The organism is Roseovarius sp. MBR-51 (assembly GCF_053628575.1).
Genome location: NZ_JBRJGQ010000016.1, coordinates 1 through 23,470, shown reverse-complemented (window position 1 = coordinate 23,470; position 23,470 = coordinate 1). Strand labels below are relative to the sequence as shown.

Genomic DNA, 23,470 nt, shown 5'->3' with positions numbered 1-23,470 from the left:
CGCACTCGATCGCGTGACCTCAGCGCGACCCCCAATGGTAGAGATCAGATGAGACAGACACATGAAATCGACATTCACACCGGCGCTGTCGCGCCGCGGCTTTCTGGCCGGTAGTGCTGCGGCAGGTGCAGCAGTTTCTGCGCGCCCGGCCTGGGCGAACATTACAACGCCCTTCACCCTGCGCGCCGCTCCTGGACGGGCGCGGCTTGTTCCCGAGCCCTGGGGCGAGACTGACATCTGGTGCTATGGAGGCACCGTTCCGGGGCCCGAGATCCGGGTGCGGCAAGGCGACCGGCTGCGAATCGCGGTCGAGAACGCGCTGGATGAGGGTACCACCGTGCACTGGCATGGACTGCGGGTGCCCAACGCTATGGACGGCGTGCCGCATCTAACGCAGGCCCCGATCGCGCCGGGCGAGACCTTTACCTACGACTTCGATGCGCTGGATGCCGGAACGTTCTGGTATCACCCGCATCAGCGCAGTTTCGAGCAAGTCGGGCGCGGGCTTTACGGTGCGTTGATCATCGAAGAAGCAAACCCGCCCCGCGTGGACCGCGAGATGGTCTGGGTTATGGACGATTGGCGGCTGACCCAGGAGGCCGGGATTGCCGAAGACTTCGGCGGGTTCCACGACATGAGCCATGCCGGGCGGTTGGGTAATACCGTCACGATCAATGGACGCGTGCCGGATGCTGTGCCGGTGCGGGCGGGCGAACGCGTACGCCTGCGTCTGATCAATGCCGCCAATGCCCGCATCTTCGCGCTGGATTTCGGCGATCTGGCACCGCAGGTCATCGCACTTGACGGCCAGCCAGTCACACCGCATGTGCCGCAGGACGCGCGCGGATGGGTGGTGATCGGCCCGGCGATGCGGGTCGATCTGATGATCGACATGACGGGCGCGCCGGGCGAGACCCTGACGATCACCGACCGGTTCTTCTCGGACCGGAATTTCGAAGTAGTCGATCTGGCCTATTCCGAGGCGCCCCTGCGCGATGCGCCGCCCGACTGGGACATGTCGCTGACCCCCAACCCGCTACCCGAGCCCGACCTGGCCCGTGCCCACCGTCATGAGGTGACCTTTACCGGCGGCATGATGGGCGGGATGGTCGAGCGCGAGATGGGCCTTTCCGGTAGTGGTGGCATGATGGGCGGCGGGATGATGAGCCGGATGCACGACGGCGGCATCTGGTTCGTCAACGGCGTGGCGGCGGAGGGCCATATCCTCGACCCGATGCTAACGCTGGAAAGCGATGCAAGCCACGTCATCGCCATGACCAACGCCACGGCGTTTCACCATCCGATCCACCTGCACGGGCATTCCTTCCGCGTGATCAGCCGCAACGGCGTGCCTACTGCGTATCGTGAATGGCAGGACACGGTGCTCATGGCCCCGCGCGAGCGGGTCGAGATCGCCTTCGTCGCCGACAACCCCGGCGACTGGATGTTCCACTGCCACATTCTCGAGCATCAGGCTGCGGGCATGATGGGTGTGATCCGTGTGGCGTGAGGAGAGCAAGATGATGACCATGAATGACCCTATCACAAGACCACTCGGACGGCGCGGCGTGCTGGCCCTGCTTGGCGGTGTGGCCGCCGCCGGGCTGCTGCCAGCGCGGTGGGTGCGCGCCGAAGACACGTCACACTCTGCTCTGGCGTTCGACGGTGATGCGCTTGTCGTGGCTGGCGCGCAGGTGTTGCGGTTTGATCCGTCCGGCGATGCAATCCTTCTGCCAGCACCGCGCAGCCCGATCCGGGCGCTGGCCTGTCACTCAGACCGGCCGGGGCGGCTTTTCGCGGCGCTGGAGGGGGGCGGTCTGGACCTCTCCGACGATGGGGGCCGAACATGGGCTGCGGCCTCGGGCGGCTTGCCGCTTGCGCAGGTCACCGCGCTCGCCATTGCGGCGGGGGCACCGGACACGGTCTATGCGGCGCTTGCGGGCGACGGGCTGTGGCGCAGCGAAGATGCGGGGACCAGTTGGTCTTTCGTGATGGATCGCCCCTGGCTTGCCGAGACCGAGCGCGAGGTGCTGACCCTTGCTTCGGTCAATCTCGCCAGCGGTATGGGCGGTATCTGGATCTACGCAGGGACCAATCAGGGCGTGACCCGAGTGCCTGACTGTTTCTGCCGCTGGCAGGACGTGGTGGCGGGTGACGCGATGGATGCGCTGGCGGCGGGCACGCCGCCCGCACCCGAGGCACCGTTGCCTAGGGGCGAGCCCGTCAGAGCATTGGTTTCCGCCTATAGCGCCCCGGAACGGCTTTACGCGGCCCTGCCGTCCGGGCTTTGGGCCTCTGTCGATGGCGGCGTGGCTTGGGAAAACAGGTCCAGCCTGCATGCACGGGCGCTTGCCGTTGATCCGGCAGACCCGAACCACATCGCCGCCACCTCTGAAACTGAATTGAAACACAGCCGGGACGGGGGTGCCACATGGGCCACCCTTGCGGCTTTCTGAGAAAGGAACATCGATCATGAAAAAGATGCTTGCCATCACACTGGGGATCGCCGCCGCCGCTACAGCCGCCTATGTCGCGACCGACAGCGATACCCGTCCGACCCTTGTCGCATCCGCCGCCGCACAAAGTGCCGAGCCTGTTACCATCTGGCGGGATCCCGGCTGCGGTTGCTGCGACGCTTATGCCGAATATCTGCGTGCCGAAGGCTTTGCGGTCGATGTGATCGACGACCGCGATTTCGACCAAAGGTCGGTCGAGATGGGCGTGCCCGAGCGGGGCATCGGATGTCATCTCGCCATGATCGACGGCTATGTCGTCAGCGGCCTCGTGCCGTCCGAGATCATCGAGCGGTTGCTGGACGAACGTCCCGACATCACTGGCATCACCCTGCCGGGCATGCCCGGCAACGCGCCGGGGATGGCACCTGCGAAAACCGGAACCCTGCGCACCTATGCCTTCGGGCCGGACGGCGTGGCGGTTTATTCCGATGAATGACGGTGCGGGCCTGTTGGCTGACACGTTCGGGACAGCGGTTGCAATCCTCGCGGTGACTCTCGGACCCATTCTGGCCGTGGCTGCGCTTTGCCTCGTGGTCCGCGAAATCTGTAAATACTTTAGGAGTTCAACATGAACGGAACTGTAGATGGCCCGGGAACGGGCTTCATGGCTGAGTGCATGGGCCAGATGATGGGTGGGCCCATGATGGGCATGATGTTGGGGGGTGGGGTGGTCTTCCTGCTGCTGATTGCGGTGCTGATCCTCGCGGCGGCCGCGCTGATCAAATATCTGCGGCGGCCAACATGACACGCGTTGGATTGGTTTCCGGAGGCGCCCTCGTACTGATCGCGGGCGTGGCCGCCTGGGTCGTGGCGGCTGAGCCGCGGGACATCCCGGAAGGGTTGACCTTTTTGGGCGCGCCGGTGACGGCCGAACAGGTCGCACTCGGGCAGGATCTCTATTCCGCCAATTGCGCGTCCTGTCATGGGGTCAATCTTGAAGGTCAGCCGGATTGGCGCAGGCGGAACGAAGACGGTCGCATGCCCGCGCCGCCGCATGACGCCAGCGGTCATACCTGGCACCATGCCGACCGGCAGCTGTTCACAATCACAAAACTGGGCGTCGGCGCGATTGTCGCCGGCTACGAAAGCGACATGCCCGCCTTCGAAGGCATCCTCTCGGACGACGAAATCACTGCGGTGCTGGCCTACATCAAGAGCACCTGGCCCGAGCGCGAGCGCGGGTTTCAGGCAGAGGTAACAGCCAATGACGGAGACGGATCATGACCGCGGGGGCACAGCCAACCAAGCGGCGGGTCTCGCCGCTGGCGGTGTTGCCCGTCGTGATCTTTGCAGGACTTGGCGCCGCCTTGTTCTGGGGGCTGTTCAACAACGATGATCGGCTGCCCTCGACACTGATCGGCAAGCCGGTTCCGGACTTCGATCTGCCACCAATCGAGGGGCGCAGCGATGGGTTGACCACTGCCGATCTAGCCGGCGAGGTGTCGATCGTCAATGTCTGGGCGTCCTGGTGCGTACCTTGCAGGGTCGAGATGCCCTTGCTGGTTGAACTGGCAGCCACCGGTTCGGTTCCGATCTACGGCATCAATCACCGCGACCCACCCGGCGCGGCGCTGGCCTTTCTGGACGAGCTCGGCGATCCCTATACCGGGATCGGGGCCGACCGGAACGGACGTGCTTCCATCGATTGGGGCGTCTACGGCCTGCCGGAAACCTTCGTGATCGATGCTGAGGGACACATCGCCTACAAGCATGTCGGCGCATTCGGCCGTCGCGCGCTGGAGGAAGAGATCCTGCCCGTTGTTCGCCGGTTGCAAGCGGAGGATGGAACATGAGGCGCCGCGACCTGCTGGCCGGTGCGCTGGCTTTTGCTGCGACACCCGCCGCCGCACGCCCGGTGATGCCGCTGCACGAGAGCCCGCGCGAGATGCTCTCGCCGCCCTTCGTGGACGGGGACGGGCGTGACCTCACCTTGGCGGATTTCCACGGTCGCGTGGTGTTGCTCAATATCTGGGCCACCTGGTGCGCGCCTTGCCGCGAGGAAATGCCGACGCTCGATGCGCTGCAGGCGCGGCTTGGTGGCGACGATTTCCATGTCCTGCCGCTGTCTATCGACCGAGCGGGGCTGGGACCGGTGCGGCGCTTCTACGACGAGATCGGCATCCAGCATCTGGAGCTGTACCTTGCCGAGGACATCCGCGCGATGCTGGCCTTTGCCGTCATCGGCCTGCCGACAACGATCCTGATCGACCGGCAAGGGCACGAGTTGGGCCGACTTTCCGGCCCGGCTGACTGGGACAGTCCACGCAACATCACGCTCTTCGAGACAATCATAGCAAAAGGATAAGACCCACCATGACCAACATACCTCTTGTGCGTCGCCGTCAGGCCGCACCCGCGCGCTGGCCATTCAGCCGCCGTCAGACCGTGATCGGGGCGATGATCGCGGTCGGGGCGGGCCTTTGGTTCAACTGGGGCTGGCTTGCCGCGATCGGCGTCGCCCCCCTGATCGTGAGCCTCGCCCCCTGTGCGGTGATGTGCGCCACGGGATACTGCGTCATGTGCAAAAGCAAGGACTGTGACACGGAAAAGAGCCCGGCCGATATGCCGGATATGACGAGGGACTGATTTTTCAACACAACCCAAGGAGACGACCATGAAAACGACCAAGATACTGTGCCTTCTTGCCACCTTCGCAGCCTTTATCGCGGCCCCGATGGCATTTGCGCAGGACGACACCGCGCCCGCACCGATGGATGGGCAGATGATGCAAGGTGGCGGCATGATGGGGGATATGTCCGGCATGCAGAACATGATGGGCATGATGCAGCAGATGGGCCCGATGATGGAGACCTGCTCCGAGATGATGCAGGCGATGTCTGATCAACCGCATCAGGGCATGCCAGAGCAAAAAGGGTGACACTTGCGCGGGCTTCGTCCTGACATGGCCCGCGCGACCATACTGAAAGCAAACCGATGACAACAACAAACATATCCATGAGCACCCTGCGCCGTAGTCTCTGGGCGTTGACAGGCGTTGCCGCGCTCGGGCTCGGGGCTACCTTCCTTTGGCAGGCACAGACCCCGCAGGACCTGCCCGCCCCCCGCATCACCGGCGAGGCAGCGATCACCAATGCCTATACCATGACCGACCATACCGGACGTGCCGTGACTGCGGACAGCTTCGACGGCCAGTGGCAGCTGGTGTTCTTCGGCTTCACCCATTGCCCCGATATCTGCCCGACGACGCTGGCCTACATGGCGCAGGTCATGGATGAACTGGGGACTCATGCCGCGCAGGTGACGCCGATCTTCATCACCGTGGACCCGGCCCGTGACACGGCGGATGTCATGGCCGCCTATGTCGAAGCCTTCCATCCCCGCATGGTCGGCCTGACCGGAACCGAGGCGCAGGTCGCCGAAGCTGCGGGAAATTTCCGCGTCTGGTATGAGCGCGCCGAGGATGCCAGCATGCCCGACGGCTACTCCATGGCCCATGCCGGGCACATTTATGTCATGGCACCGGATGGCCGCTTCGTCGACGTCTGGCTGGAGGGCGACACGCCCGCCGAAGCCTTTGCAGCCGATCTGCTGACCCTCATTCAATCGACAGGATCTTCATCGTGAGAAACATTGCATTGGCCGTCTTTTGTGCGGCCCTGCCGACCATCGCCGCCGCCGAAGTGACGGTGTCCGAGCCGTGGGCGCGCGCCAGCATTCTGGCCAACCGCCCCGGTGCCGCCTACCTGACACTGCAAAGCGATGTCGCGGACCGGCTCATGTCCCTTCGGACGCCGGTCGCAGGTCAGGTGATGCTGCACGGCACTGAGACGGACGCAAACGGCGTCGCGCGCATGGCCCATATCGAGGCGCTCGATATCGAACCCGGCACCCCCGTCACCTTTGCCCCCGGCGGCATGCACCTGATGCTGATGGGTCTGGCCGCGAAGCTGGAGGAGGGCAGTACCTTCCCCCTGACCCTGACCTTCGAGAATGCCGGGGAGATCACGGTCGAGGTTCAGGTTCTCGGCATTGCCGCGACCGGACCGGAGGGCGCGGAATGAAAGGAATCCTTGTTTGTATTGTGCTTGCCCTGTCGCCGGTGCCGGGATTCGCGCACCATCCGGGCGAGCGGATCGACGAGGTGATGGCCGCGCGTGAACCTGCTTTCGAGCCGACCGACCTGCGACGCACCCCGCATCTGCGCGGGACCGAGGCCGAAGGCGCGCCACTGCGTCTGGACGCCTTGCAGGACCGGATCATCGTCATCAGCTTCGCGCCCGAGGGCTGTGGCGCACCCTGCGGGGCGCAGCAGGCGCTGTTGCGCGAGGTGCAGGCAGGCGTGAATGTCACGCCAATGCGCGAGATGGTCACCTTCCTCACCATTGGTCCCGCAGGAGAGGGCTGGGACAGCACGAACTGGCACGCAATTTCTATCGAGGGCGGTATCCCTGAAGCTGCCGATGACTACGCCGCCCTGTCGAGCCGCGACACCGACGGACCGATGATCCATGTCATCGACCGTGGCGGGCGACACGCTGCGATCTTCCACGGCGCGGAATTCTCCCATGTGAACCTCATTCTCTACATCAACGAATTGACCAACGCAGCACCGCCGCCCGAACCGGGCCTTCTTGAAAGCATCTTCGGAGCCTTCCGATGACAGCAGTCCCGTTCACAGAAGTCAGGGAGTCGCACAATTGGCTGGGTGCGCTGCGCCGGTATTTCGTCTTCTCCGCTATCGCGCACCTTATCTGGGAATTCGCGCATATGCCGCTCTACACGATCTGGCTGACCGGAACGCTGGGGGAGATCATCTTTGCGGCGGTTCACTGCACCGGTGGCGATATCCTGATCACGCTCAGCACCTTCTTTCTGGCGCTTCTGCTGCTCGGCCGACCCACGTGGCCGCAGACGCAAGGGCCCCGTGTTCTGCTTGCTGCGCTGATCTTCGGTCTCGGCTACACGATATTCAGCGAATGGTTGAACATCGAGATCCGTGAAGCCTGGGCTTACCGCGATCTCATGCCAGTCATTCCCGTGATCGACGCAGGGCTGAGTCCTGTTCTGCAATGGGTGGTCATTCCGACTGCGGCCTATTCCTATGCTCTTGGCTGGTGGCCGTGGCGACAGAGAACGCTGGAGGCTTCGCATGGCTGACCTCTCGCTCATCGGCATGACTGCGGCTCTTCTTGCAGGTGCAATATCTTTCGTCTCACCTTGCGTACTCCCGCTCGTGCCCGGCTATGTCTCCTATATCGCGGGGCGCTCGGTGGGCGGCGCAGTGACCCCGGGCCGCGGCCAGGTTGTCTGGCTCAGCCTTTGGTTTGTGCTCGGATTCTCCACGATTTTCATGATCCTCGGGGCCTCTGCCACGGCCCTCGGGCAATCATTGCTGCGCTGGCGGTACGAGCTCAACTTCCTCGGCGGTGGGATCATCATCCTGTTCGGGCTCTTCATGCTGGGGGCGGCACGTATTCAGGCGATGGAGCGGGATTTTCGGTTCCACCTAGACCTGCCGGGAGGACGCCCGACGGGCTCTTACGTGCTTGGGCTCGCCTTCGGCTTTGGCTGGACTCCTTGCATCGGCCCAATCCTCGGTGCGATCCTGACGGCGAGCGCGACAAGTGCAACGATTGGGCAGGGCGTGACACTGCTTGCGATCTACTCCGCCGGACTTGGCATCCCGTTCCTGATCGTCGCCGCGTTCACCGACCGCCTTACGGGTCGTTTGCGTGGCGCGGGACGTGTGGGCCGCCGTCTGCATCAGGGTGCGGGCGTGGTGATGATCCTTATGGGGATCGCCATGATAACCGGTCAGCTCAGCGCGCTCTCATACTGGTTGCTTGATGTGTTTCCAATGTTGGGAAAGATCGGGTAAACCAGAACCTTTCAATCATTTCATATCCCTTGCGTCACGTTTAAATTGGCGTCTTTTATGTCAGGCTCCAATTGATCACTCGGCAGCGGTGATATGACCGCAAAGCTGGCTACAAGATGAACTGGTGATTGATTCCGATCCAGCGAGGAACCGATGCGGTGTAGCGGTCATACTCAGGCCCGATCGCCGCGCGCAGGGCCGTTTCTTCCGACCGAACTTGTGTGCTGGCCGACCAGAGAAACAGGATTAGCGCGATGAGTGTCGGGACTGATGGAACCGCAATAGCAACACCCGCCAACAGGGCCGCTTGCCCCACAAAGGTCGGGTTGCGGCTGAAACGGTAGAGCCCGCCCGAGACCAGATCGCCCGTCTCGCCGCCCACCACGCCGACGCGCCAGGATGATCCCATCGACATCTGCGCGGCAAAGGCCACCATCGCGCCAAGCCCCGCGACAAAAACCCCGATCAGGCCAAGGAGGACGGCGCGCCCCTCGGTCCAAAGCGGATCGATCTTGTGCAGGATAGGCACGGCGAGCCAGAGAAGCGGCCCGAAGAACGCCAGGGCAAAGGCCACGCGGAACCCGATTGCCGCCAGCCGGTCGCGTCCGGTCGCACGGTCGAACAGCCAGACCGGACGCCCCGCCGCTTGTGCGGCCAGCGCGCTGCCCCAGAAGAACAGTGCCAGATAGCCGAAGAGAAGGGCCAGTGCGGCCCAGCCAAATCCGGAGATCATCGATTACGCCTCGCGTTCAGGGTTGAACCGCAGCAGGCGCAGGGCGTTCAGCGTCACAAGCACGGTTGCACCGGTGTCGGCGAGAATTGCGATCCATAGGCCGGTAAGACCGAGGACCGAGGTCACGAGGAACACGGCCTTCAGCCCCAAAGCGATGGTCACGTTCTGGCGGATGTTGGCCATTGCCGCGCGCGACAGGCGGATCATTGCAGGAATGTCAGTCACCCGGTCGCGCAGGATCGCCGCATCGGCGGTTTCCAAAGCTACATCGGTGCCTGATCCCATGGCCACGCCGACCGATGCTTGCTTCAGCGCGGGCGCGTCGTTGATGCCGTCGCCGATCATCATGACTCCGCCTTTGGAGCCGATCTCGCGGATGTAGGCGAGCTTGTCCTCGGGCATCATGTCGGCTTCGAACTTCAACCCGAGGCTTCCGGCAATCGCGGCGGCCGTGCGCGGGTTGTCCCCGGTCAGGATCACCGATGTCACCCCCATGGCAGTCAACTGGCGCACCGCGTCTTTGGCATCCGCACGCGGCTCGTCCCGCATGGCGATCAGGCCCAGCGGGGTCTTTTCGCGGAACACGGCGACGGCGGTCTTGCCGTCCTCTTCAAAGATCGTGGCCTGCCGCAGGCCAAGACCATCGAGCCCGCCGTTTTCCATCGCGTAACGGGGTGAGGACACATAGGCCGCAGCGCCGCCCACGATTGCAACAACGCCTTTGCCCATCAGCGCTTTGGCGTCTTGCGCGGGCAGCGCGGAAACGCCCGCGTCCTTCGCCTTGTTCAGGATCGCAATCGCCAGCGGGTGGCTCGATCCTGTTTCGACGCCCGCAGCAACGGCCAGAAGCTCGGCCTCGGTCGTGGACCCGAACGGCACCACATCCGTCACCTGCGGGCGGCCATGCGTCAGCGTCCCGGTCTTGTCGAAGGTCACGACATCCACCTTCGCCGCCGCCTCGATCACAGCGCCGCCCTTCATCAAGAGCCCGCGGCGCGCCCCGGCGGACATGGCCGAAGCGATGGAGGCGGGCACCGAGATGACCAGCGCGCAGGGGCAACCGATCAAGAGGAGCGCGAGGCCGCGGTAAATCCACGTATTCCAAGGCTGACCAAAGGCCAGCGGCGGCACCACGATCACCAGCGCGGCAACCGCGACAATGGCGGGCATGTACCAGCGGCTGAAGCGGTCGATGAAGCGCTCGGTCGGCGCGCGGGCCTCCTCGGCCTCTTCGACCAGGCGGATGATGCGCGCGATGGTGTTGTCTTCCGCGCCCTTGGTGACCTTTACCCGCAGCGCCGCCTCGGTGTTGATTGCGCCTGCAAAGACGGCATCTCCCGGCCCGCGCGACTTGGGCACGCTTTCGCCAGTGACCGGGCTTTCATCCACCCCCGAGGTGCCGTCCATGATCTCGCCATCGGCCGGAATCCGGTCGCCGGGGCGGACAAGGACGGTCTGGCCGATGGTCAGGCTGGCAGCCGGCACCTCACGCGTTGTGTCGCCGGTGACCAGTTGCGCGGTCTTCGGGACAAGGTTCGCCAGCGCCCGGATCCCGTCGCGTGCCTTGCCTGCGGCCACGCCTTCCAGCACCTCGCCCACGGCGAAGAGAAAGACCACGAGCGCCGCCTCCTCGGCCGCATTGATGAACAGCGCACCGATGGCGGCTATGGTCATCAGGCTCTCGATGGTAAATGGCTGACCCATCCGGAGCGCCGCAAAGGCACGCTGCGCCACCGGGGCCACGCCGATCAGACAAGCCGCGACAAAGGCCCATTTGCCGATCTCGGGTGCAAGATACTCGATGATCCACGCGGCCCCCAGCAGAAGCGCGGTGAAGATGACAAGCTTGCCCTTACCCGTCTGATACCAGCGCTTGCCGCGATCTGCGGGGTCGTCATGGACATGGCCGGGGCTGCCGTGCCCGCTGTCGTCGGTATTTGCACTGGCCATCGCTGCCCGGCCGTGGTCGTGGCCCGCAGCGTCCTCAGGTTCGGCCACGGGGGCGGCGCCGGGCAGAACGAAGTCCTTCTTCGCGCCCGCCTTGCGGGGCTCGATCCCGTAGCCAAGGGCTCGCACGGTCTTCTCGACCTTGTCGCGCCCGGTCTGCGCCTCATCAAGCGTCAAACGCAGACGTTCCGACATGATCGCAACCTCTACACCGCTGACGCCGGGAAGCCGCGCCACCGCATCCTTGATCTTGGTCGCACATGACCCGCAGTCCATGCCGGACACGGTCCAGTCGCAGGATGTTTCGCTTGTTGAACCTGTCATCGTATTCCCTCCTGCCCAGAAGCGGGCAGTTGCCTTCATCGAATCAGGAACCTAATGTCTCTAGCAACTATAGCTTCAAGGGGAATCTGATGCTGACCATCGGAAAACTGGGCGAGGCCGCCGGGGTGAAGGTTCCGACGATCCGCTACTACGAGCAGATCGGCCTGCTCCCAGAAGCCGAACGCAGCGCGGGCAATCAGCGGCTCTATGGACGCAAGGCGATGGAGCGTCTGGCGTTCATCCGGCATGCGCGCGATCTGGGCTTCACGCTGGAAGCCATCCGCGATCTCCTCAGCCTATCGGACAGACCGGACCACTCCTGCGCTGCCGCCGACGCCATCGCAAGGTCGCAACTGATCGAAGTCGAAAGCCGCCTTGCGCGACTGACCGCGCTGAAGGCCGAACTCGAGCGCATGGTCGTTCAATGTGCGGGTGGCAAGATTGCCGATTGCCGCGTCATCGAAGTTCTGGGCGACCATTCGCTTTGTGCGACCGATCATCGGCATCCGGAGACAGAGGCGACGCAATGACAGCACCCGCAACGCTCGCCATCTACGCCGGCGCCGCTCTTGCCGAGATCGCCGGTTGCTTTGCGGTATGGGCTTGGATGCGGCAAGGAGCGAGCCCGCTCTGGCTGGTTCCTGGGATCCTCAGCCTTGCGGTCTTTGCCTGGCTGCTTACTCTCGCGCCATCGGATTTCGCGGGGCGCGCCTATGCGGCCTATGGCGGTGTTTATATTGCCGCTTCGCTTTGCTGGCTTTGGATTGTCGAGAAGCAACGCCCGGATGCGTGGGACATGACCGGTGCCGCGATCTGTGTGCTTGGCGCGGCAATTATCCTCTTTGCGCCCCGGGCAGCATGAGCTTCAACTGCACTCCGTTCAACCGGATGTGCGTTGCCGATTTTTTCTTCTCATGTCATGCATTCTGAATGTCGTGGATAGTCCGTCCCTTTTTAGCAGTGCTTTTGGCTGTGTCCCTGTTCGGGGCCACAGTCAGTGAGGTATCAGCGGGACTTGCGGCAGAGATTGCGGCAGCTGCCGACCCTTGCTGCGAGGGCGATTGCCCTGATGACATGGCATGCGGCGTCGCCTGCGAAATGATGGCGCGTGGCGGAACGACAATGCTCGCGCTGGTGCAAGTCCCCGGGCTTTCTTTTGCTGGCCGGGACTCCGCTGCAGTCCTGATGCTGCCTGACAGGCATCCACCCTCCGGGCTTGCACCGGATGGCTTGAGGCGACCTCCCCGCGTTTGACCCTGCCGCGTGCGTGCGCACGCGGATGATGCCGTTTGCACCTGCGCCAATTGGCTTCGCGGGTGCGCTATCGCTGCAATCAAAGGGTCTTCCTCATGACACATATGTTCCGCCGCATCTGCGGCTCCGTTCTGGCACTTCTCATCGGCGTATCTGCCCTGTGGGCAGGTGCAGACGACTACCTTTTCGAAATCGTCTCGACGGACCACCGTGTCGGATCAGGGGTGACGATTGAACTTCGTCTGACTGACCTTCGCACCGGCCAGCCGGTTGAGGGCGCGGTCATCTATGCCACTCGTATGGACATGGCCCCCGACGGGATGGAGACGATGACATCACCCGTCACTGCATTGCCGACCGAAGCTCCAGGCACTTACCTGTTCAGCACGGATCTCACCATGGCGGGGGGGTGGCGGTTTTCGGTGGCGGCCAAAGTGCAGGGTGAACCAGACACCGTAAAGGCAGAGCTGGAACTGCGAGCCGAGCCATGAGCGCCTTTGGCAAGCTGACAGCCGCAGCCCTTGTCGCGGGAACAGCCGGATGGGTCGGGCTGACCGCTGGCGAAAAGGGGATCACCGTGGCCAGCCTGGTGGGCATGGCCGAGAGGCAGCTTGCCGTGTTGATGGGCAATGACGCCGTCGCCATGCCGGGTGCCGATGCCCCACAAGCAGAGCCTACCGGTCCGGTGATCTATTGGAGGCATCCAGACGGGTTGCCCGAATGGTCGGCGACCGAACGGCAGACGGCGGATGGGCGGGCCTTCCTGCCTGTCCAGGCCAGCCAGGATCTCACGCTGGGCCCTGCTCCCGAGCCCGCTGCACAAACGGCCATGGCGGAGACAGGTGAACGGACCATCCTTTACTACCGCAATCCGATGGGCCTGCCCGACACCTCGCCGGTGCCGAAGCAGGACTCGATGGGGATGGACTACATTCCCGTCTATGACGGCGAAGGCAGCGACGACGGGTCCGTCACCGTCAGCCCTGGAAAGTTGCAGCGCACCGGGGTGCGGACGGCGGAAGCGGTGCTGGCGCCCCTGGCGGCGACATTGCGCGCGCCGGGACTCGTGGAACTGGACGAACGCCGTATCAGCGTGATTTCGCTGCGCGCCGACGCCTTCATTGAATCCGTTGCCGATGTGACCACTGGCAGCACGGTCACCGAAGGCGCGCCGCTGGTAACGCTGTATTCGCCCGAGATTGCCGCCGCCCTTGCACAGTTCCTGACCGACGTGCGGTCGGAAGGGCGGTTACGGGAAGGCGCGCGGCAACGGCTGGAAAACCTTGGCGTGCCGGGTGAGGTGATCGACCGTATCGCGACCGAGGGCCAGACAACGGTCAGCATCCCGATCATGGCGCCGCGCGGCGGCGTGGTGCTGGAAAGGATGGCGGTCGAAGGCATGATGTCGGAGGCGGGCGAGACCCTGTTTCGCATTGCCGACACCTCGACTGTCTGGGTGATCGCCGAAGTGCCCGAATCCGCATTGATGGAGATTGCCATTGGTGCAGAGGTTCGGGTGAGTTTCCGGGGCCTTGGCGGGGAACCGATGGCGGGCCGGATCGACACCATCTACCCCGAACTGGACATGATGACCCGCACCGGCAAGCTGCGGATAGAACTGCCGAACCCGGACGGGCGCCTGCGTGCCAACATGTTCGCCGATGTCGAGATCATGTTGGCGGGTGCGCCCGTGGTGCAAGTGCCCGAAGGGGCCGTGATCGACACCGGCGACCGGCAAGTGGTGATCCTCGATCTGGGCGAGGGGCGGTTCCGGCCTGAACCGGTGACCGTGGGCCGCCGGGGCGGCGGCATGATCGAGATCGTCAGCGGCGTGGTGGCGGGTGACATGGTGGTCAGCGCCGCCACCTTCCTGATCGACGCCGAAAGCAACCTCAACGCGGCCCTTGCTGCGTTGGTTGCGCCTGAATCCACCCCGGAGGCCAACCCATGATCGCCCGCATCATCGAATGGTCGGCCCGCAATGTGCTGCTGGTTCTGTTTGCCACCGTCTTTACCGTGGCGGCGGGTCTGTGGTCGCTGCGCACCTTGCCGATCGACGCCATCCCCGACCTGTCGGATGTGCAGGTGATCGTGCTGACCGAATATCCCGGGCAAGCGCCGCAGGTGGTCGAGGATCAGGTTACCTATCCGCTGACTTCGGCCATGCTGACCGTGCCGCAGTCGCGGGTCGTGCGGGGGTTCTCATTCTTCGGCATCTCGTTTGTCTACATCATCTTCGAGGATGACGTGGACCCCTATTGGGCGCGGTCGCGCGTGCTGGAATACCTCAACGCCGCCGCCGCACGTTTGCCGGACGGGGTGACGCCCGCGCTTGGGCCGGATGCAACGGGCGTGGGTTGGGTCTATCAATACGCGCTGAAGGGCGAGAACCTGAGCCTGGCCGAACTGCGGTCCTTGCAGGACTGGGTGATGCGCTTTGGCATAAGCCGGGCGGATGGCGTGTCCGAGGTCGCCAGTGTCGGCGGCTTCGTCAAGCAATATTCGATCACCGTTGATCCGGTGCGGATGCGGGCGCTTGGCATCACACTGTCTGACATCGGCCGCGCGGTTGCGGCCAGCAACATGGACACCGGCGGGCGCACGGTTGAGCTTTCCGAATTCGAGTTCATGGTGCGCGGGCGTGGCTATCTGGACGGCATTGCCGATCTGGAGATGGTGCCGATCCGTGCCGAAGGGGGCGTGCCGGTCCTCTTGCGCGACGTGGCGCGGGTCGAGATTGTGCCCGATGAGCGTCGGGGCATCGCAGAGCTTGACGGCGAGGGCGAGGTGGCGAGCGGCATCGTGCTGCAACGCGTGGGCGCCAATGCGCTTGACGTGATCGACAATGCCAAGGCCGAGATCGAGACCATCGCGCAAAGCCTGCCCGAGGGGGTAGAGATCGTGACCGTCTACGACCGGTCCGACCTGATCCTGTCGGCGATCAAGACGCTGCGCACCACGCTGATCGAGGAAATGCTGGTGGTCGCGGCGGTCACCTTCCTGTTCCTACTGCATGTCCGGTCATCGCTGGTGGCGATCATCATGCTGCCGGTGGGCCTCTTGATGGCCTTCATCGCCATGCGGGCGCTTGGTATGGGGGCAAACATCATGAGCTTGGGCGGCATCGCTATCGCCATCGGCGCCATGATCGACGCCGCCATCGTGATGGTCGAGAACGCGCACAAACACCTTGAAAGGGCCGCGCCCGGCAAGCCACGGCTTGAGGTGCTGATCGAGGCCGCCTCCGAGGTTGGCCCGGCGCTGTTCTTCAGCCTGCTGATCATCACCGTGTCTTTCCTGCCGATCTTCGCGCTGGAAGGGCAGGAGGGGCGGTTGTTCGGTCCTCTTGCCGCCACCAAGACCTTTGCCATGGCGGCGGCGGCGCTTCTGTCGGTCACGCTGGTGCCCGCGCTGATGGTGATCTTCGTGCGGGGAAAGATCGTGGCAGAGCACCGCAACCCGGTGAATCGCGTGCTGATGGCCGCCTATCGTCCCGTCATCACGTGGGTGTTGAAGGCGCGAGTCCTGACTCTGGTGCTGGCGCTTGCGGCGCTGTTTGCCACCGTATGGCCCGCGCGGCAGTTGGGGTCTGAGTTCATGCCCGCACTGGACGAGGGCACGATGATGTATATGCCCACCACCCTTCCGGGCCTGTCCGTCACCAAAGCGGCGGAACTGATGCAGATGCAGGACCGCATCATCCGCACCTTCCCCGAGGTTGAAACCGTGTTCGGCAAGGCGGGCCGGGCGCTCACGGCAACCGACCCAGCTCCGACCGAGATGTTCGAGACGATCATTCAGTTGAGACCGCGCGACGAATGGCGCCCCGGCGTCACGATGGAAAGTCTGCGATTGGAAATGGACGCCGCGCTGCAATTCCCCGGTGTGTCGAACGCCTGGACCCAGCCGATCCGCGCCCGCATCGACATGCTGGCGACCGGCATCCGTACGCCGGTCGGGGTCAAGGTTTATGGTACTGACCTGACCGAGATGGAGGCCGTCGCGCGGCAGGTGGAGGCAGTGCTGCGCAATGTGCCCGGCACCACCAGCGCCTATGCCGAGCGGGTGATCGGCGGCTATTACCTTGACATCGTGCCTGACCGCGAACGGCTGGCGCGCTATGGCCTGTCGATTGCGGACGTGCAGGAGGTGATCGGCATGGCACTTGGTGCGCAGGCGATCACACAGACGGTGGAGGGGCGAGAGCGCTATAACGTGGCGCTGCGCTATCCGGCGGCTCTGCGGCAGGACCCCGACGCCATCGCGCGCGAGGTGCAGGTGGCCTTGCCCGGTGGCGGCACAGTGCCTTTGGGCGAGGTCGCCACGGTGGAACGCACGCGGGGTGCCACGTCCATCCGCACCGAGAACGGGCAGCTGGCCGTCTACATCTTTGTCGACATCGCGGGCCGGGATCTTGGCGGCTATGTCGCCGAAGCGCAGGCGGCAGTTGCGGGCGAAGTGACCCTGCCGCCCGGCTATTCTCTGGGGTGGAGCGGACAGTTCGAGTACTATGAGCGTGCCAAGGCGCGGCTTGCCGTCGTGGTGCCGATCACGCTGGCGGTGATCTTCCTGCTGCTCTACCTCAACTTCCGCAGGATGACGGAAACCCTCATCGTGATGCTGTCGCTGCCCTTTGCGCTGGTCGGCGGCGTTTGGCTGATGTGGGCCATGGGGTTCAACCTGTCTGTCGCAGTAGCCGTGGGCTTCATCGCGCTGGCGGGTCTCGCAGCGGAAACCGGAGTGATCATGCTGATCTACCTCGATCACGCTTTGAGCGAAGCCCGGGCCAAAGCCGCAAGCGACAAGCGTCCCTTCACCCGCGATGACCTAAACGCCGCGATCGTGGTCGGTGCGGTCGAACGGCTGCGCCCGAAGATGATGACGGTGACCACTGTCATTGTCGGGCTGATGCCAATCCTCTGGGCCACCGGCACCGGGTCCGAGGTGATGAGCCGCATCGCCGTCCCGATGATCGGCGGAATGGTGTCGTCCACCATCCTGACGCTGGTCGTCATCCCCGCGGTCTATGCACTGATCAAGGGGCGGGGGCTGGCGCAGGCAGCGGTCAAAGCATCTGATGATAGTTTCGTGGAATCAGGCGGTCGGTCCAGACTCGGATGAAAACTGTAGACCTCGGGTGATGGGCAGGGTTCAAACAGGCGCGTTTTGCAGGCTACGCGCCAAGACAGGGTCATCGTGCTATCTCGCCCGCTAACACAGCTCGCCCATGCACCGCGAGCGTCGCCGTGAATCTGGGGCATGCGAACTGCCGGATGACGTCATGGATACGCGCTTCATAGGCAGATTGCCCGATGAGGCGACACAAGTCAGACGCGTGAAACTGCCGGTTCGAACTCGGTGCAGCCTTGATCTGGTTGTGCAGCTCCTGGTCTCGTGGATCAGGCGCCGGCGCCGGCGTGGCCTCTGGCTTCTGTCGGTTCACCGTGCCGGGTGCGGTTCGCCAGCGACGCATGAAACCGAGCAGAAAACCGGCCGGAACCTTGTCGTTTCCTCGCGTCCGGTTGAAGGCTAGGAAGCGGTCCCAGATCACCTGCGTGTCGACGTTCCAGCAGGGCAGGGCCTTCTTCGCAGCTTTGATCAGCTCCGACCAACAGGTTTGGAAGACGTTCGAACCCGCGACAATAGTGATTTGCCCTGAGAATACAGTTTTGTTATCTTTATCTCTAGATAGTGATGTGTCGCCTGTGCCTGACTCAACATCCTGATCATCCCCCGCTGCGTCAAAGGCCGCAAAACGGAAGAGCCAGGGCGCGAACTTGCCGTTTGGCTTCTCTCGCCTCAGCTCCAGTTCGGACGCCTCGAGTTCCGCCAGCAGTTCGGTCAGGTACTGGCGCGAAATGTTCATCTTGGACGCGAGGCCCGCGAGCGTGAAAGCGGCCGTCCCACGCGATAGCCCGTTGAAGCCCTCCTTCCACGCGATGGCGTCGAGGATGACTGTTGCCAGCTTGTGGGCGGATACGGACAGCTCTGTCTGTGTGATCCGTCGAAGGATCAAGCCGGTTGTGGGTTCCATGGTCGGTGTCTCCTCGAGAGACGACCCCATGCCGAGAGCAAACAACATTCTTGCAAGCAAAACAACTTTGCTGGTTGCAGAGGTTCGGACAGTGCGCTAGAAGATCCTTGTTCACGGGTTCTTCTAGCACGGCGTCAGGCTTTTCGGTCTGGCGTCGTTTCCCTTTTTGAGTTCGGTGCACAGTCTCCGGTGCAAGGTGAGTTTGTGGCGGGCCTGCCCGATGGAGGCCCGGCCGGGTTCAGTAGCGGACCTCTTCGAAGCCGTAGTTGCCTTCATGATCGCGCCAGTCGACGAAGACCGAGCGATAACTCACCCAGTTGCAGTGTCCGGTGTTGGGCAGATCGGAGGCGGGCGGCACCTGGGCGACGCTGGACCGGGTCCAGTGATAGTCGCCTTGGACCCCGTAGGAGCCGAGGCGCGTGGAGTCCGAGGTGATGCAGTCGCCGTCTCGGTTCCGGCGCTGGCTGAACTGGATGTGAAACACGCGGATGCTGCGGACGAAGTCGAAGGCATCACCCGAGATGTCGACGTCAGCGCGTTCGTCAGACTGGACCCGGACCAGAGGCAGGAGATCTTGCGGGACACTCAGCGGAGGCCCGTCCCGGAAATCGATGTCGTACAGACGCTCCATTGGCGAAAGCGGGGCAGGGGCGTTGAACGACGCCCCCATCGGGCAGCGCCAGATCTGCAAGGGCGGTTCGATCGGCCAAGGCGTAATCCGACGGATGAAGACCGCGCGTGCATGGGCACAGGGTGCGGATGCCGGCCAGCCACCTGCCAGGCAAAGCAAGATGGCGCAGTCGACCTGATAGGCCTGCGCTGGCTCGACCGACCCGACAAGGCTAGATACGGTGATTGCCGCGGCTGCCGCCGCGGTCCGGACGCTGTGCTTCATGACGCTGACTCCCGCTATAATGGTGCTGCGATACAAAACAACACTACCGATATCAATACAATTTCAGCGCTTCGGTTGCGATGTTGTCCCCAGACGGTGGTCGCAGATGCCCGCCCAAAACCTGATTTCGCTTCGACGTACTGATTGGGCAGTTGCAACCACGATCCACGCGCAAGCGGCCAGTGAAGCGGCCAAGTCGCAGGGCGCGTTCTCCGTATCTTGTTACGCAATACTATGATAAACATCATTTTTGATGGAAGTTCGCACGGCCAGTGAAGCGGCCAAGGAGAAGGTCATTCGATGGTTCGCGACGATGGAGAAACGGTAGGCCTGTTCGAGCCACTCATGGTCTCGGAGGGCTCTCCCGCCCGCGCAGGCTTGAATGATCTCGTGCTTGAGTTGGCGGAGAAGTCCGCAGGCTTCCGCAGCAGCTTGCCCGCTTCAATGGCCGAGGCGCTTGCCGATCTCGTGCGGTCGATGAACTGTTACTACAGCAACCTCATCGAAGGGCATGACACCCATCCCGTCGACATCGAACGAGCGATGCGGAACGACTTCAGTGCCGATCCATCGAGGCGAAACCTTCAGCTAGAAGCGAAGGCGCATATCGCCGTTCAGAAATGGATCGACGAAGATGGCATGGCCGAACCACCAACAGCGCCCGCGTCGGTCATCGAACTGCATCGCCGGTTTTGTGAGCTTTTGCCGCCCGAGCTTCTCTTCGTCGAAAGCCCAAAGACAGGTGAAAAGATCCCGGTAGTACCCGGCGAACTGCGCACCCGATACGTTGAAGTCGGGCGCCATGTCGCCATCAGCCCTGGTGCTGTTCTCCGCTTTCTGGAGCGAATGCACAAAGCCTACAGCCTTCCCGGCAGGATCGAGCCGATCCTAGCCGCGGCTTGTGCCCATCACAGGCTTCTCTGGGTGCACCCCTTCCTTGATGGGAATGGTCGCGTTGCCCGCCTCATGTCCTACGCAATGCTGCGCAATACCCTAGATACGCGGGGACTGTGGTCTGTGGCGCGCGGGCTTGCGGGACACGAGGCAGCCTACAAGGAACACCTCGCCGCGTGTGACGGCCCCCGCCGCGGCGATCGTGACGGACGAGGCACGCTCAGCGAGGCCGCTCTTGCCTCCTTCGCGCAGTTCTTCCTGCGCATCTGCGTTGACCAGGTAGAGTTCATGGAAAGCCTGATGCGACCGGACCGGCTGCGCGACCGCGTCCTGATCTGGGCAGAAGAAGAGATGCGTGCTGGAGCGCTGCCACCAAAAGCCGATACCGTGCTGAAGGCTGTGCTCTATCAGGGGCAGATCGAGCGCGGAGAGGTCGAGACCATCCTTGGCACCAGCGACCGCACTGCGCGACGGGTAACATCAGCGCTTTTGGAAGCTGGTGCTCTGTCGTCAGAATCGACCCGTGCGCCGCTGAGACTGGCCTTCCCTGCCAAGTATGCTGGGCGGTGGATGCCGGGGCTGTTTCCCGACCGCAAGGGCTGAGGTTCGCGGGCGCGCAATAGGCGCAGCGCGGCCCATCTTCGTGGTGGTCCGGTAGAGAGGAAGTCTACTATTCCACGGCGTCCACGAACCGCCCGTAGTCCTCGCTCACCTCCCTGGCCTCAATAAAAGCCCGCGCGCGTTCATCGTCGATGCAGCGGAAGTACTCCTGCACATCGGCGATGTAGGCCTCGAAATCCCCTCGGATCAGATCCGCGTAGGCGCGCATGTCTTCGCGTGACGCGGGCAGGAACGGCCGCTCCGGCGGGATGCAGGCATGGGCCGGACCACTCACCACGAGCACGGTGATCAGCAGCACCAGGGGGATGTTGCGCGCACAGGTCATGTGCAGGGCAAAACTCCTTTGCCGCCTTTAAGATCACAAGTTTGTCAGATATCACCGTTATCGAAGCAAGGCGATCTTCGTCAAGTCGTTTTAATTGTCTTGCTATCGTTCATGTTGTCTTGTATCGCCCGCGGTGTTGCGACTCCGTGGGCCCGAGACTGCACCCAAGCAGAAAAGGACCTGAAGCGGATGGCCATGATAGAAGAAGCCCCGAATGTGGTTACAGAAGATGGACTGCGCGGCCTCCTTGCTGAAGGCTACCTCATCGAGGTGGTCTGCAAGGAAGGGGCCGAGAAGCGCCACAACAGCTGGTACGGCGCCTGGGTCATCCGGGCCGTTGCCCCGGATGGGCGCGACGACAAGATGCTCGTCACCAGCCGCAGCGTCCTCAAGCTGCGCGATTTCAAGACAATCGTCGGCCTTGTCAGCTTCCTTGCCGACATGGGCTGCACGACCGCCAGCATCCCGCTCGTTGAAGGCGCCCGTGAGCGTCACGCAGCACCTGGGCGCACGTCCGAACCGAGGACCGGCCCGGTTTTGGTCAAGGACAACTGACCGCGCGTTTGCGCTCGTCGTTGCACTGGGTACAGGTGTTTGTTCAGCACCCCCGGCCCTCCTTGCACAAACTGGGGCCGATGGTTTCATCTTCCAGGTCAGCCCTGATGGCCGACTGATCGACACCGCCGAGAGCACGAGCACTCTGCGCTCGCTCACCGGCGAAGACGATGCCCAGACTGGGCTCCTTCCAGATCGTCTCTTTCTCTTTGCAGCACCGCAGTCCCGCGGGGATGATGGTCCCCTGAGCGATGTGACGGCTGCCGCAGCGGTCGCCCCGCGCGCCGTCCGCGCCTCACTCGAAATCCTCCATGCCATCGAGACCACCGCCTTGCGTTACGGCAGTCATGACGCCCTTCGTCAGGCGGGCCTGTCGGTCAGTGATTGGGCGCTGTTCTACCGCGCTAATATCGAGGTCGAGAGCGCCTACAATCCTGGCGCTCTGAGCCCGGTCGGGGCAATCGGGCTTGGGCAACTGATGCCCGACACCGCGCGCGATCTCGGCGTTGACCCGCACGACCTTGCTCAGAACCTCGACGGCTCGGCCCGTTACCTTCTGATGATGCTTGAGCAGTTTGGCGATCCCGCGCTGGCGCTCGCTGCCTACAATGCCGGTCCCCATGCGGTCACCCGCCATGGCGGCATTCCCCCCTTTCGAGAAACCCAAGGCCATGTGGCCCGTGTGACAGCCGTGTTCCAGCGGCTGAGAGGAGACCTGTCGTGACGTCCAAATCTTCCTTTGTCGCGCTCGGCGCGATGGCCCTTATCGTGCTGGCGGGCCCGGCGCTGGCCCAAAGCATCGACCTCTCGCCCGTGCAGACGCTGCTACAGGGCATCGTCGACGCGATCACCGGCCCCTTGGGCATCGTGATCGGCACGCTCGCGCTGATCGGCGTGTTTCTGTCCTGGCTCTTCGGAATCTTGGATTTCCGTCAGGCGCTCTGGGTCGTAGTCGCGATCGCAGGCATCGCCGCGGCGCCCACCATCGTCGCCGCCATCTGGACGACCTGAGCAAAACCGATGTCCGACCAATCCCGCGTGTTCATCGGCCTTCTGAGGCCGCCCAAGCTGATGGGCTTGCCGATCATGTACGCCATGGTCTGGCTCTTCGGCTCGACGCTCCTGTTCCTCTGGGTGCAGAGCTGGGTGGTGGCCGTCTTCGCGGGGCTGGCCTGGCCGGCGCTCTGGAAGGCCGCGGACTGGGATCCGAACTTCCTCGATGTCCTGGTGATCACCTTGCAGGAAACCCCGCCCACGGCGAACCGCAAGCTTCACGGGGGCGACAGCTATGCCCCGTGATGGAATTGCCGATGAGGTTGAGAACGCCATCGACCCGGTGACCGCGCTGCCGGCATGGGTCAAAGGCGAGAAGCGGCTCTCTTCCATGCTGCCTTACGTCAGCCTTGTGACCGACCGGACGATCCGGACGCGCGGCAAGGAGAGTACCGTAAAGTGTGGGGCAATCATGCAGCCATTTCGGTTTCGGACGAAGGCTTCAACGCCGGATGCCATTGCTCGAACTTGGCGCGCAGG

Annotated in this window: 30 protein-coding genes; 25 read left to right on the top strand and 5 right to left on the bottom strand. The window is 63.5% G+C overall.

The features are described 5' to 3' along the window. Positions 1–61 precede the first annotated feature (61 nt). The 14 genes from ACSSVY_RS18750 to ACSSVY_RS18685 all read left to right on the top strand — a co-directional run bounded on the left by ACSSVY_RS18750 (position 62) and on the right by ACSSVY_RS18685 (position 8,355). Positions 62–1,510 carry a multicopper oxidase family protein gene (locus tag ACSSVY_RS18750; protein ID WP_454271279.1) on the top strand — a complete coding sequence of 483 codons (1,449 nt, stop codon included), beginning with the start codon at positions 62–64 and terminating at the stop codon, positions 1,508–1,510. Positions 1,511–1,520: 10 nt separating this feature from the next. Further along, on the top strand, positions 1,521–2,456 hold the full coding sequence (locus tag ACSSVY_RS18745) for a WD40/YVTN/BNR-like repeat-containing protein (RefSeq protein ID WP_454271278.1): 936 nt from the start codon (positions 1,521–1,523) through the stop codon (positions 2,454–2,456). Between the two features lie 16 nt (positions 2,457–2,472). Further along, positions 2,473–2,952, top strand: coding sequence for a DUF411 domain-containing protein (locus tag ACSSVY_RS18740; protein ID WP_454271277.1), 480 nt, complete (start codon positions 2,473–2,475; stop codon positions 2,950–2,952). A 132-nt stretch (positions 2,953–3,084) separates the two neighbouring features. After that, positions 3,085–3,261 carry a hypothetical protein gene (locus ACSSVY_RS18735; protein ID WP_454271275.1) on the top strand — a complete coding sequence of 59 codons (177 nt, stop codon included), beginning with the start codon at positions 3,085–3,087 and terminating at the stop codon, positions 3,259–3,261. Continuing rightward, complete coding sequence (locus tag ACSSVY_RS18730; protein WP_454271274.1) at positions 3,258–3,740, top strand: c-type cytochrome; 483 nt, start codon at positions 3,258–3,260, stop codon at positions 3,738–3,740. The genes ACSSVY_RS18735 and ACSSVY_RS18730 overlap by 4 nt, the downstream gene beginning before the upstream one ends. Continuing rightward, complete coding sequence (locus ACSSVY_RS18725) at positions 3,737–4,309, top strand: DsbE family thiol:disulfide interchange protein (RefSeq protein WP_454271273.1); 573 nt, start codon at positions 3,737–3,739, stop codon at positions 4,307–4,309. Before ACSSVY_RS18730 ends, ACSSVY_RS18725 begins: the two co-directional genes overlap by 4 nt. Next, positions 4,306–4,821, top strand: a complete 516-nt coding sequence (locus tag ACSSVY_RS18720) for a TlpA family protein disulfide reductase (RefSeq protein ID WP_454271271.1) — start codon at positions 4,306–4,308, stop codon at positions 4,819–4,821. Before ACSSVY_RS18725 ends, ACSSVY_RS18720 begins: the two co-directional genes overlap by 4 nt. A gap of 8 nt (positions 4,822–4,829) precedes the next feature. Continuing rightward, entirely contained in the window at positions 4,830–5,102 is a 273-nt protein-coding gene (locus tag ACSSVY_RS18715; protein WP_454271270.1) for a hypothetical protein, read from the top strand. 28 nt (positions 5,103–5,130) lie between these two features. Continuing rightward, the gene (locus ACSSVY_RS18710) at positions 5,131–5,394 is read left to right on the top strand and encodes a hypothetical protein (RefSeq protein ID WP_454271268.1); all 264 of its coding nucleotides are present in this window, start codon (positions 5,131–5,133) and stop codon (positions 5,392–5,394) included. 77 nt (positions 5,395–5,471) lie between these two features. After that, positions 5,472–6,101 (top strand): SCO family protein, encoded by a 630-nt coding sequence (locus ACSSVY_RS18705; protein WP_454271266.1) that lies wholly within the window; start codon positions 5,472–5,474, stop codon positions 6,099–6,101. Further along, entirely contained in the window at positions 6,098–6,538 is a 441-nt protein-coding gene (locus ACSSVY_RS18700) for a copper chaperone PCu(A)C (protein WP_454271265.1), read from the top strand. The genes ACSSVY_RS18705 and ACSSVY_RS18700 overlap by 4 nt, the downstream gene beginning before the upstream one ends. Next, positions 6,535–7,137 (top strand): TlpA family protein disulfide reductase, encoded by a 603-nt coding sequence (locus tag ACSSVY_RS18695; RefSeq protein ID WP_454271263.1) that lies wholly within the window; start codon positions 6,535–6,537, stop codon positions 7,135–7,137. Before ACSSVY_RS18700 ends, ACSSVY_RS18695 begins: the two co-directional genes overlap by 4 nt. Next, entirely contained in the window at positions 7,134–7,634 is a 501-nt protein-coding gene (locus tag ACSSVY_RS18690; protein WP_454271261.1) for a hypothetical protein, read from the top strand. Before ACSSVY_RS18695 ends, ACSSVY_RS18690 begins: the two co-directional genes overlap by 4 nt. Then, positions 7,627–8,355: a cytochrome c biogenesis CcdA family protein gene (locus tag ACSSVY_RS18685; protein WP_454271260.1), complete on the top strand. Its 729-nt coding sequence runs from the start codon at positions 7,627–7,629 to the stop codon at positions 8,353–8,355. Before ACSSVY_RS18690 ends, ACSSVY_RS18685 begins: the two co-directional genes overlap by 8 nt. A 109-nt stretch (positions 8,356–8,464) precedes the next feature. Here the strand turns inward: ACSSVY_RS18685 and ACSSVY_RS18680 are convergent, their stop codons facing one another. Next, positions 8,465–9,088: a methyltransferase family protein gene (locus ACSSVY_RS18680; RefSeq protein ID WP_454271258.1), complete on the bottom strand. Its 624-nt coding sequence runs from the start codon at positions 9,086–9,088 to the stop codon at positions 8,465–8,467. A gap of 3 nt (positions 9,089–9,091) precedes the next feature. Further along, positions 9,092–11,359 carry a heavy metal translocating P-type ATPase gene (locus tag ACSSVY_RS18675; protein ID WP_454271256.1) on the bottom strand — a complete coding sequence of 756 codons (2,268 nt, stop codon included), beginning with the start codon at positions 11,357–11,359 and terminating at the stop codon, positions 9,092–9,094. Positions 11,360–11,448: 89 nt separating this feature from the next. Here ACSSVY_RS18675 and ACSSVY_RS18670 point away from each other — a divergent pair, with 89 nt between their 5' ends. The 5 genes from ACSSVY_RS18670 to ACSSVY_RS18650 all read left to right on the top strand — a co-directional run bounded on the left by ACSSVY_RS18670 (position 11,449) and on the right by ACSSVY_RS18650 (position 17,734). Then, complete coding sequence (locus ACSSVY_RS18670; protein ID WP_454271254.1) at positions 11,449–11,889, top strand: MerR family transcriptional regulator; 441 nt, start codon at positions 11,449–11,451, stop codon at positions 11,887–11,889. Beyond that, positions 11,886–12,221 carry a YnfA family protein gene (locus tag ACSSVY_RS18665; RefSeq protein ID WP_454271252.1) on the top strand — a complete coding sequence of 112 codons (336 nt, stop codon included), beginning with the start codon at positions 11,886–11,888 and terminating at the stop codon, positions 12,219–12,221. The genes ACSSVY_RS18670 and ACSSVY_RS18665 overlap by 4 nt, the downstream gene beginning before the upstream one ends. Positions 12,222–12,708: 487 nt before the next feature. After that, a complete protein-coding gene (locus ACSSVY_RS18660) occupies positions 12,709–13,104 on the top strand; it encodes a FixH family protein (RefSeq protein WP_454271251.1) in 396 nt (131 codons plus the stop codon). Continuing rightward, on the top strand, positions 13,101–14,564 hold the full coding sequence (locus tag ACSSVY_RS18655) for an efflux RND transporter periplasmic adaptor subunit (protein WP_454271250.1): 1,464 nt from the start codon (positions 13,101–13,103) through the stop codon (positions 14,562–14,564). The genes ACSSVY_RS18660 and ACSSVY_RS18655 overlap by 4 nt, the downstream gene beginning before the upstream one ends. Next, entirely contained in the window at positions 14,561–17,734 is a 3,174-nt protein-coding gene (locus ACSSVY_RS18650) for an efflux RND transporter permease subunit (protein WP_454271247.1), read from the top strand. Before ACSSVY_RS18655 ends, ACSSVY_RS18650 begins: the two co-directional genes overlap by 4 nt. Positions 17,735–17,804: 70 nt before the next feature. Here the strand turns inward: ACSSVY_RS18650 and ACSSVY_RS18645 are convergent, their stop codons facing one another. Both ACSSVY_RS18645 and ACSSVY_RS18640 read right to left on the bottom strand, forming a co-directional pair. Next, positions 17,805–18,647, bottom strand: coding sequence for a hypothetical protein (locus ACSSVY_RS18645; RefSeq protein WP_454271246.1), 843 nt, complete (start codon positions 18,645–18,647; stop codon positions 17,805–17,807). 238 nt (positions 18,648–18,885) lie between these two features. Beyond that, positions 18,886–19,542 carry a hypothetical protein gene (locus ACSSVY_RS18640; protein ID WP_454271245.1) on the bottom strand — a complete coding sequence of 219 codons (657 nt, stop codon included), beginning with the start codon at positions 19,540–19,542 and terminating at the stop codon, positions 18,886–18,888. Between the two features lie 300 nt (positions 19,543–19,842). On the opposite strand from ACSSVY_RS18640, the gene ACSSVY_RS18635 reads away from it, so the two are divergent. After that, on the top strand, positions 19,843–21,039 hold the full coding sequence (locus tag ACSSVY_RS18635) for a Fic family protein (RefSeq protein WP_454271243.1): 1,197 nt from the start codon (positions 19,843–19,845) through the stop codon (positions 21,037–21,039). 67 nt (positions 21,040–21,106) lie between these two features. Here the strand turns inward: ACSSVY_RS18635 and ACSSVY_RS18630 are convergent, their stop codons facing one another. Then, entirely contained in the window at positions 21,107–21,382 is a 276-nt protein-coding gene (locus ACSSVY_RS18630; RefSeq protein ID WP_454271241.1) for a hypothetical protein, read from the bottom strand. A gap of 189 nt (positions 21,383–21,571) precedes the next feature. On the opposite strand from ACSSVY_RS18630, the gene ACSSVY_RS18625 reads away from it, so the two are divergent. From ACSSVY_RS18625 to ACSSVY_RS18605, 5 genes are all read left to right on the top strand, one after another. Then, positions 21,572–21,937 carry a hypothetical protein gene (locus tag ACSSVY_RS18625; RefSeq protein WP_454271240.1) on the top strand — a complete coding sequence of 122 codons (366 nt, stop codon included), beginning with the start codon at positions 21,572–21,574 and terminating at the stop codon, positions 21,935–21,937. Then, complete coding sequence (locus ACSSVY_RS18620; RefSeq protein WP_454271318.1) at positions 21,885–22,661, top strand: lytic transglycosylase domain-containing protein; 777 nt, start codon at positions 21,885–21,887, stop codon at positions 22,659–22,661. The genes ACSSVY_RS18625 and ACSSVY_RS18620 overlap by 53 nt, the downstream gene beginning before the upstream one ends. Further along, positions 22,658–22,948 carry a TrbC/VirB2 family protein gene (locus tag ACSSVY_RS18615; protein ID WP_028095512.1) on the top strand — a complete coding sequence of 97 codons (291 nt, stop codon included), beginning with the start codon at positions 22,658–22,660 and terminating at the stop codon, positions 22,946–22,948. The genes ACSSVY_RS18620 and ACSSVY_RS18615 overlap by 4 nt, the downstream gene beginning before the upstream one ends. Before the next feature lie 9 nt (positions 22,949–22,957). Beyond that, positions 22,958–23,236, top strand: coding sequence for a type IV secretion system protein VirB3 (locus ACSSVY_RS18610; RefSeq protein WP_045682577.1), 279 nt, complete (start codon positions 22,958–22,960; stop codon positions 23,234–23,236). Beyond that, on the top strand, positions 23,226–23,470 hold a 245-nt coding region (locus tag ACSSVY_RS18605), incomplete at its 3' end, for a hypothetical protein (protein WP_454271237.1). The genes ACSSVY_RS18610 and ACSSVY_RS18605, both read left to right, overlap by 11 nt.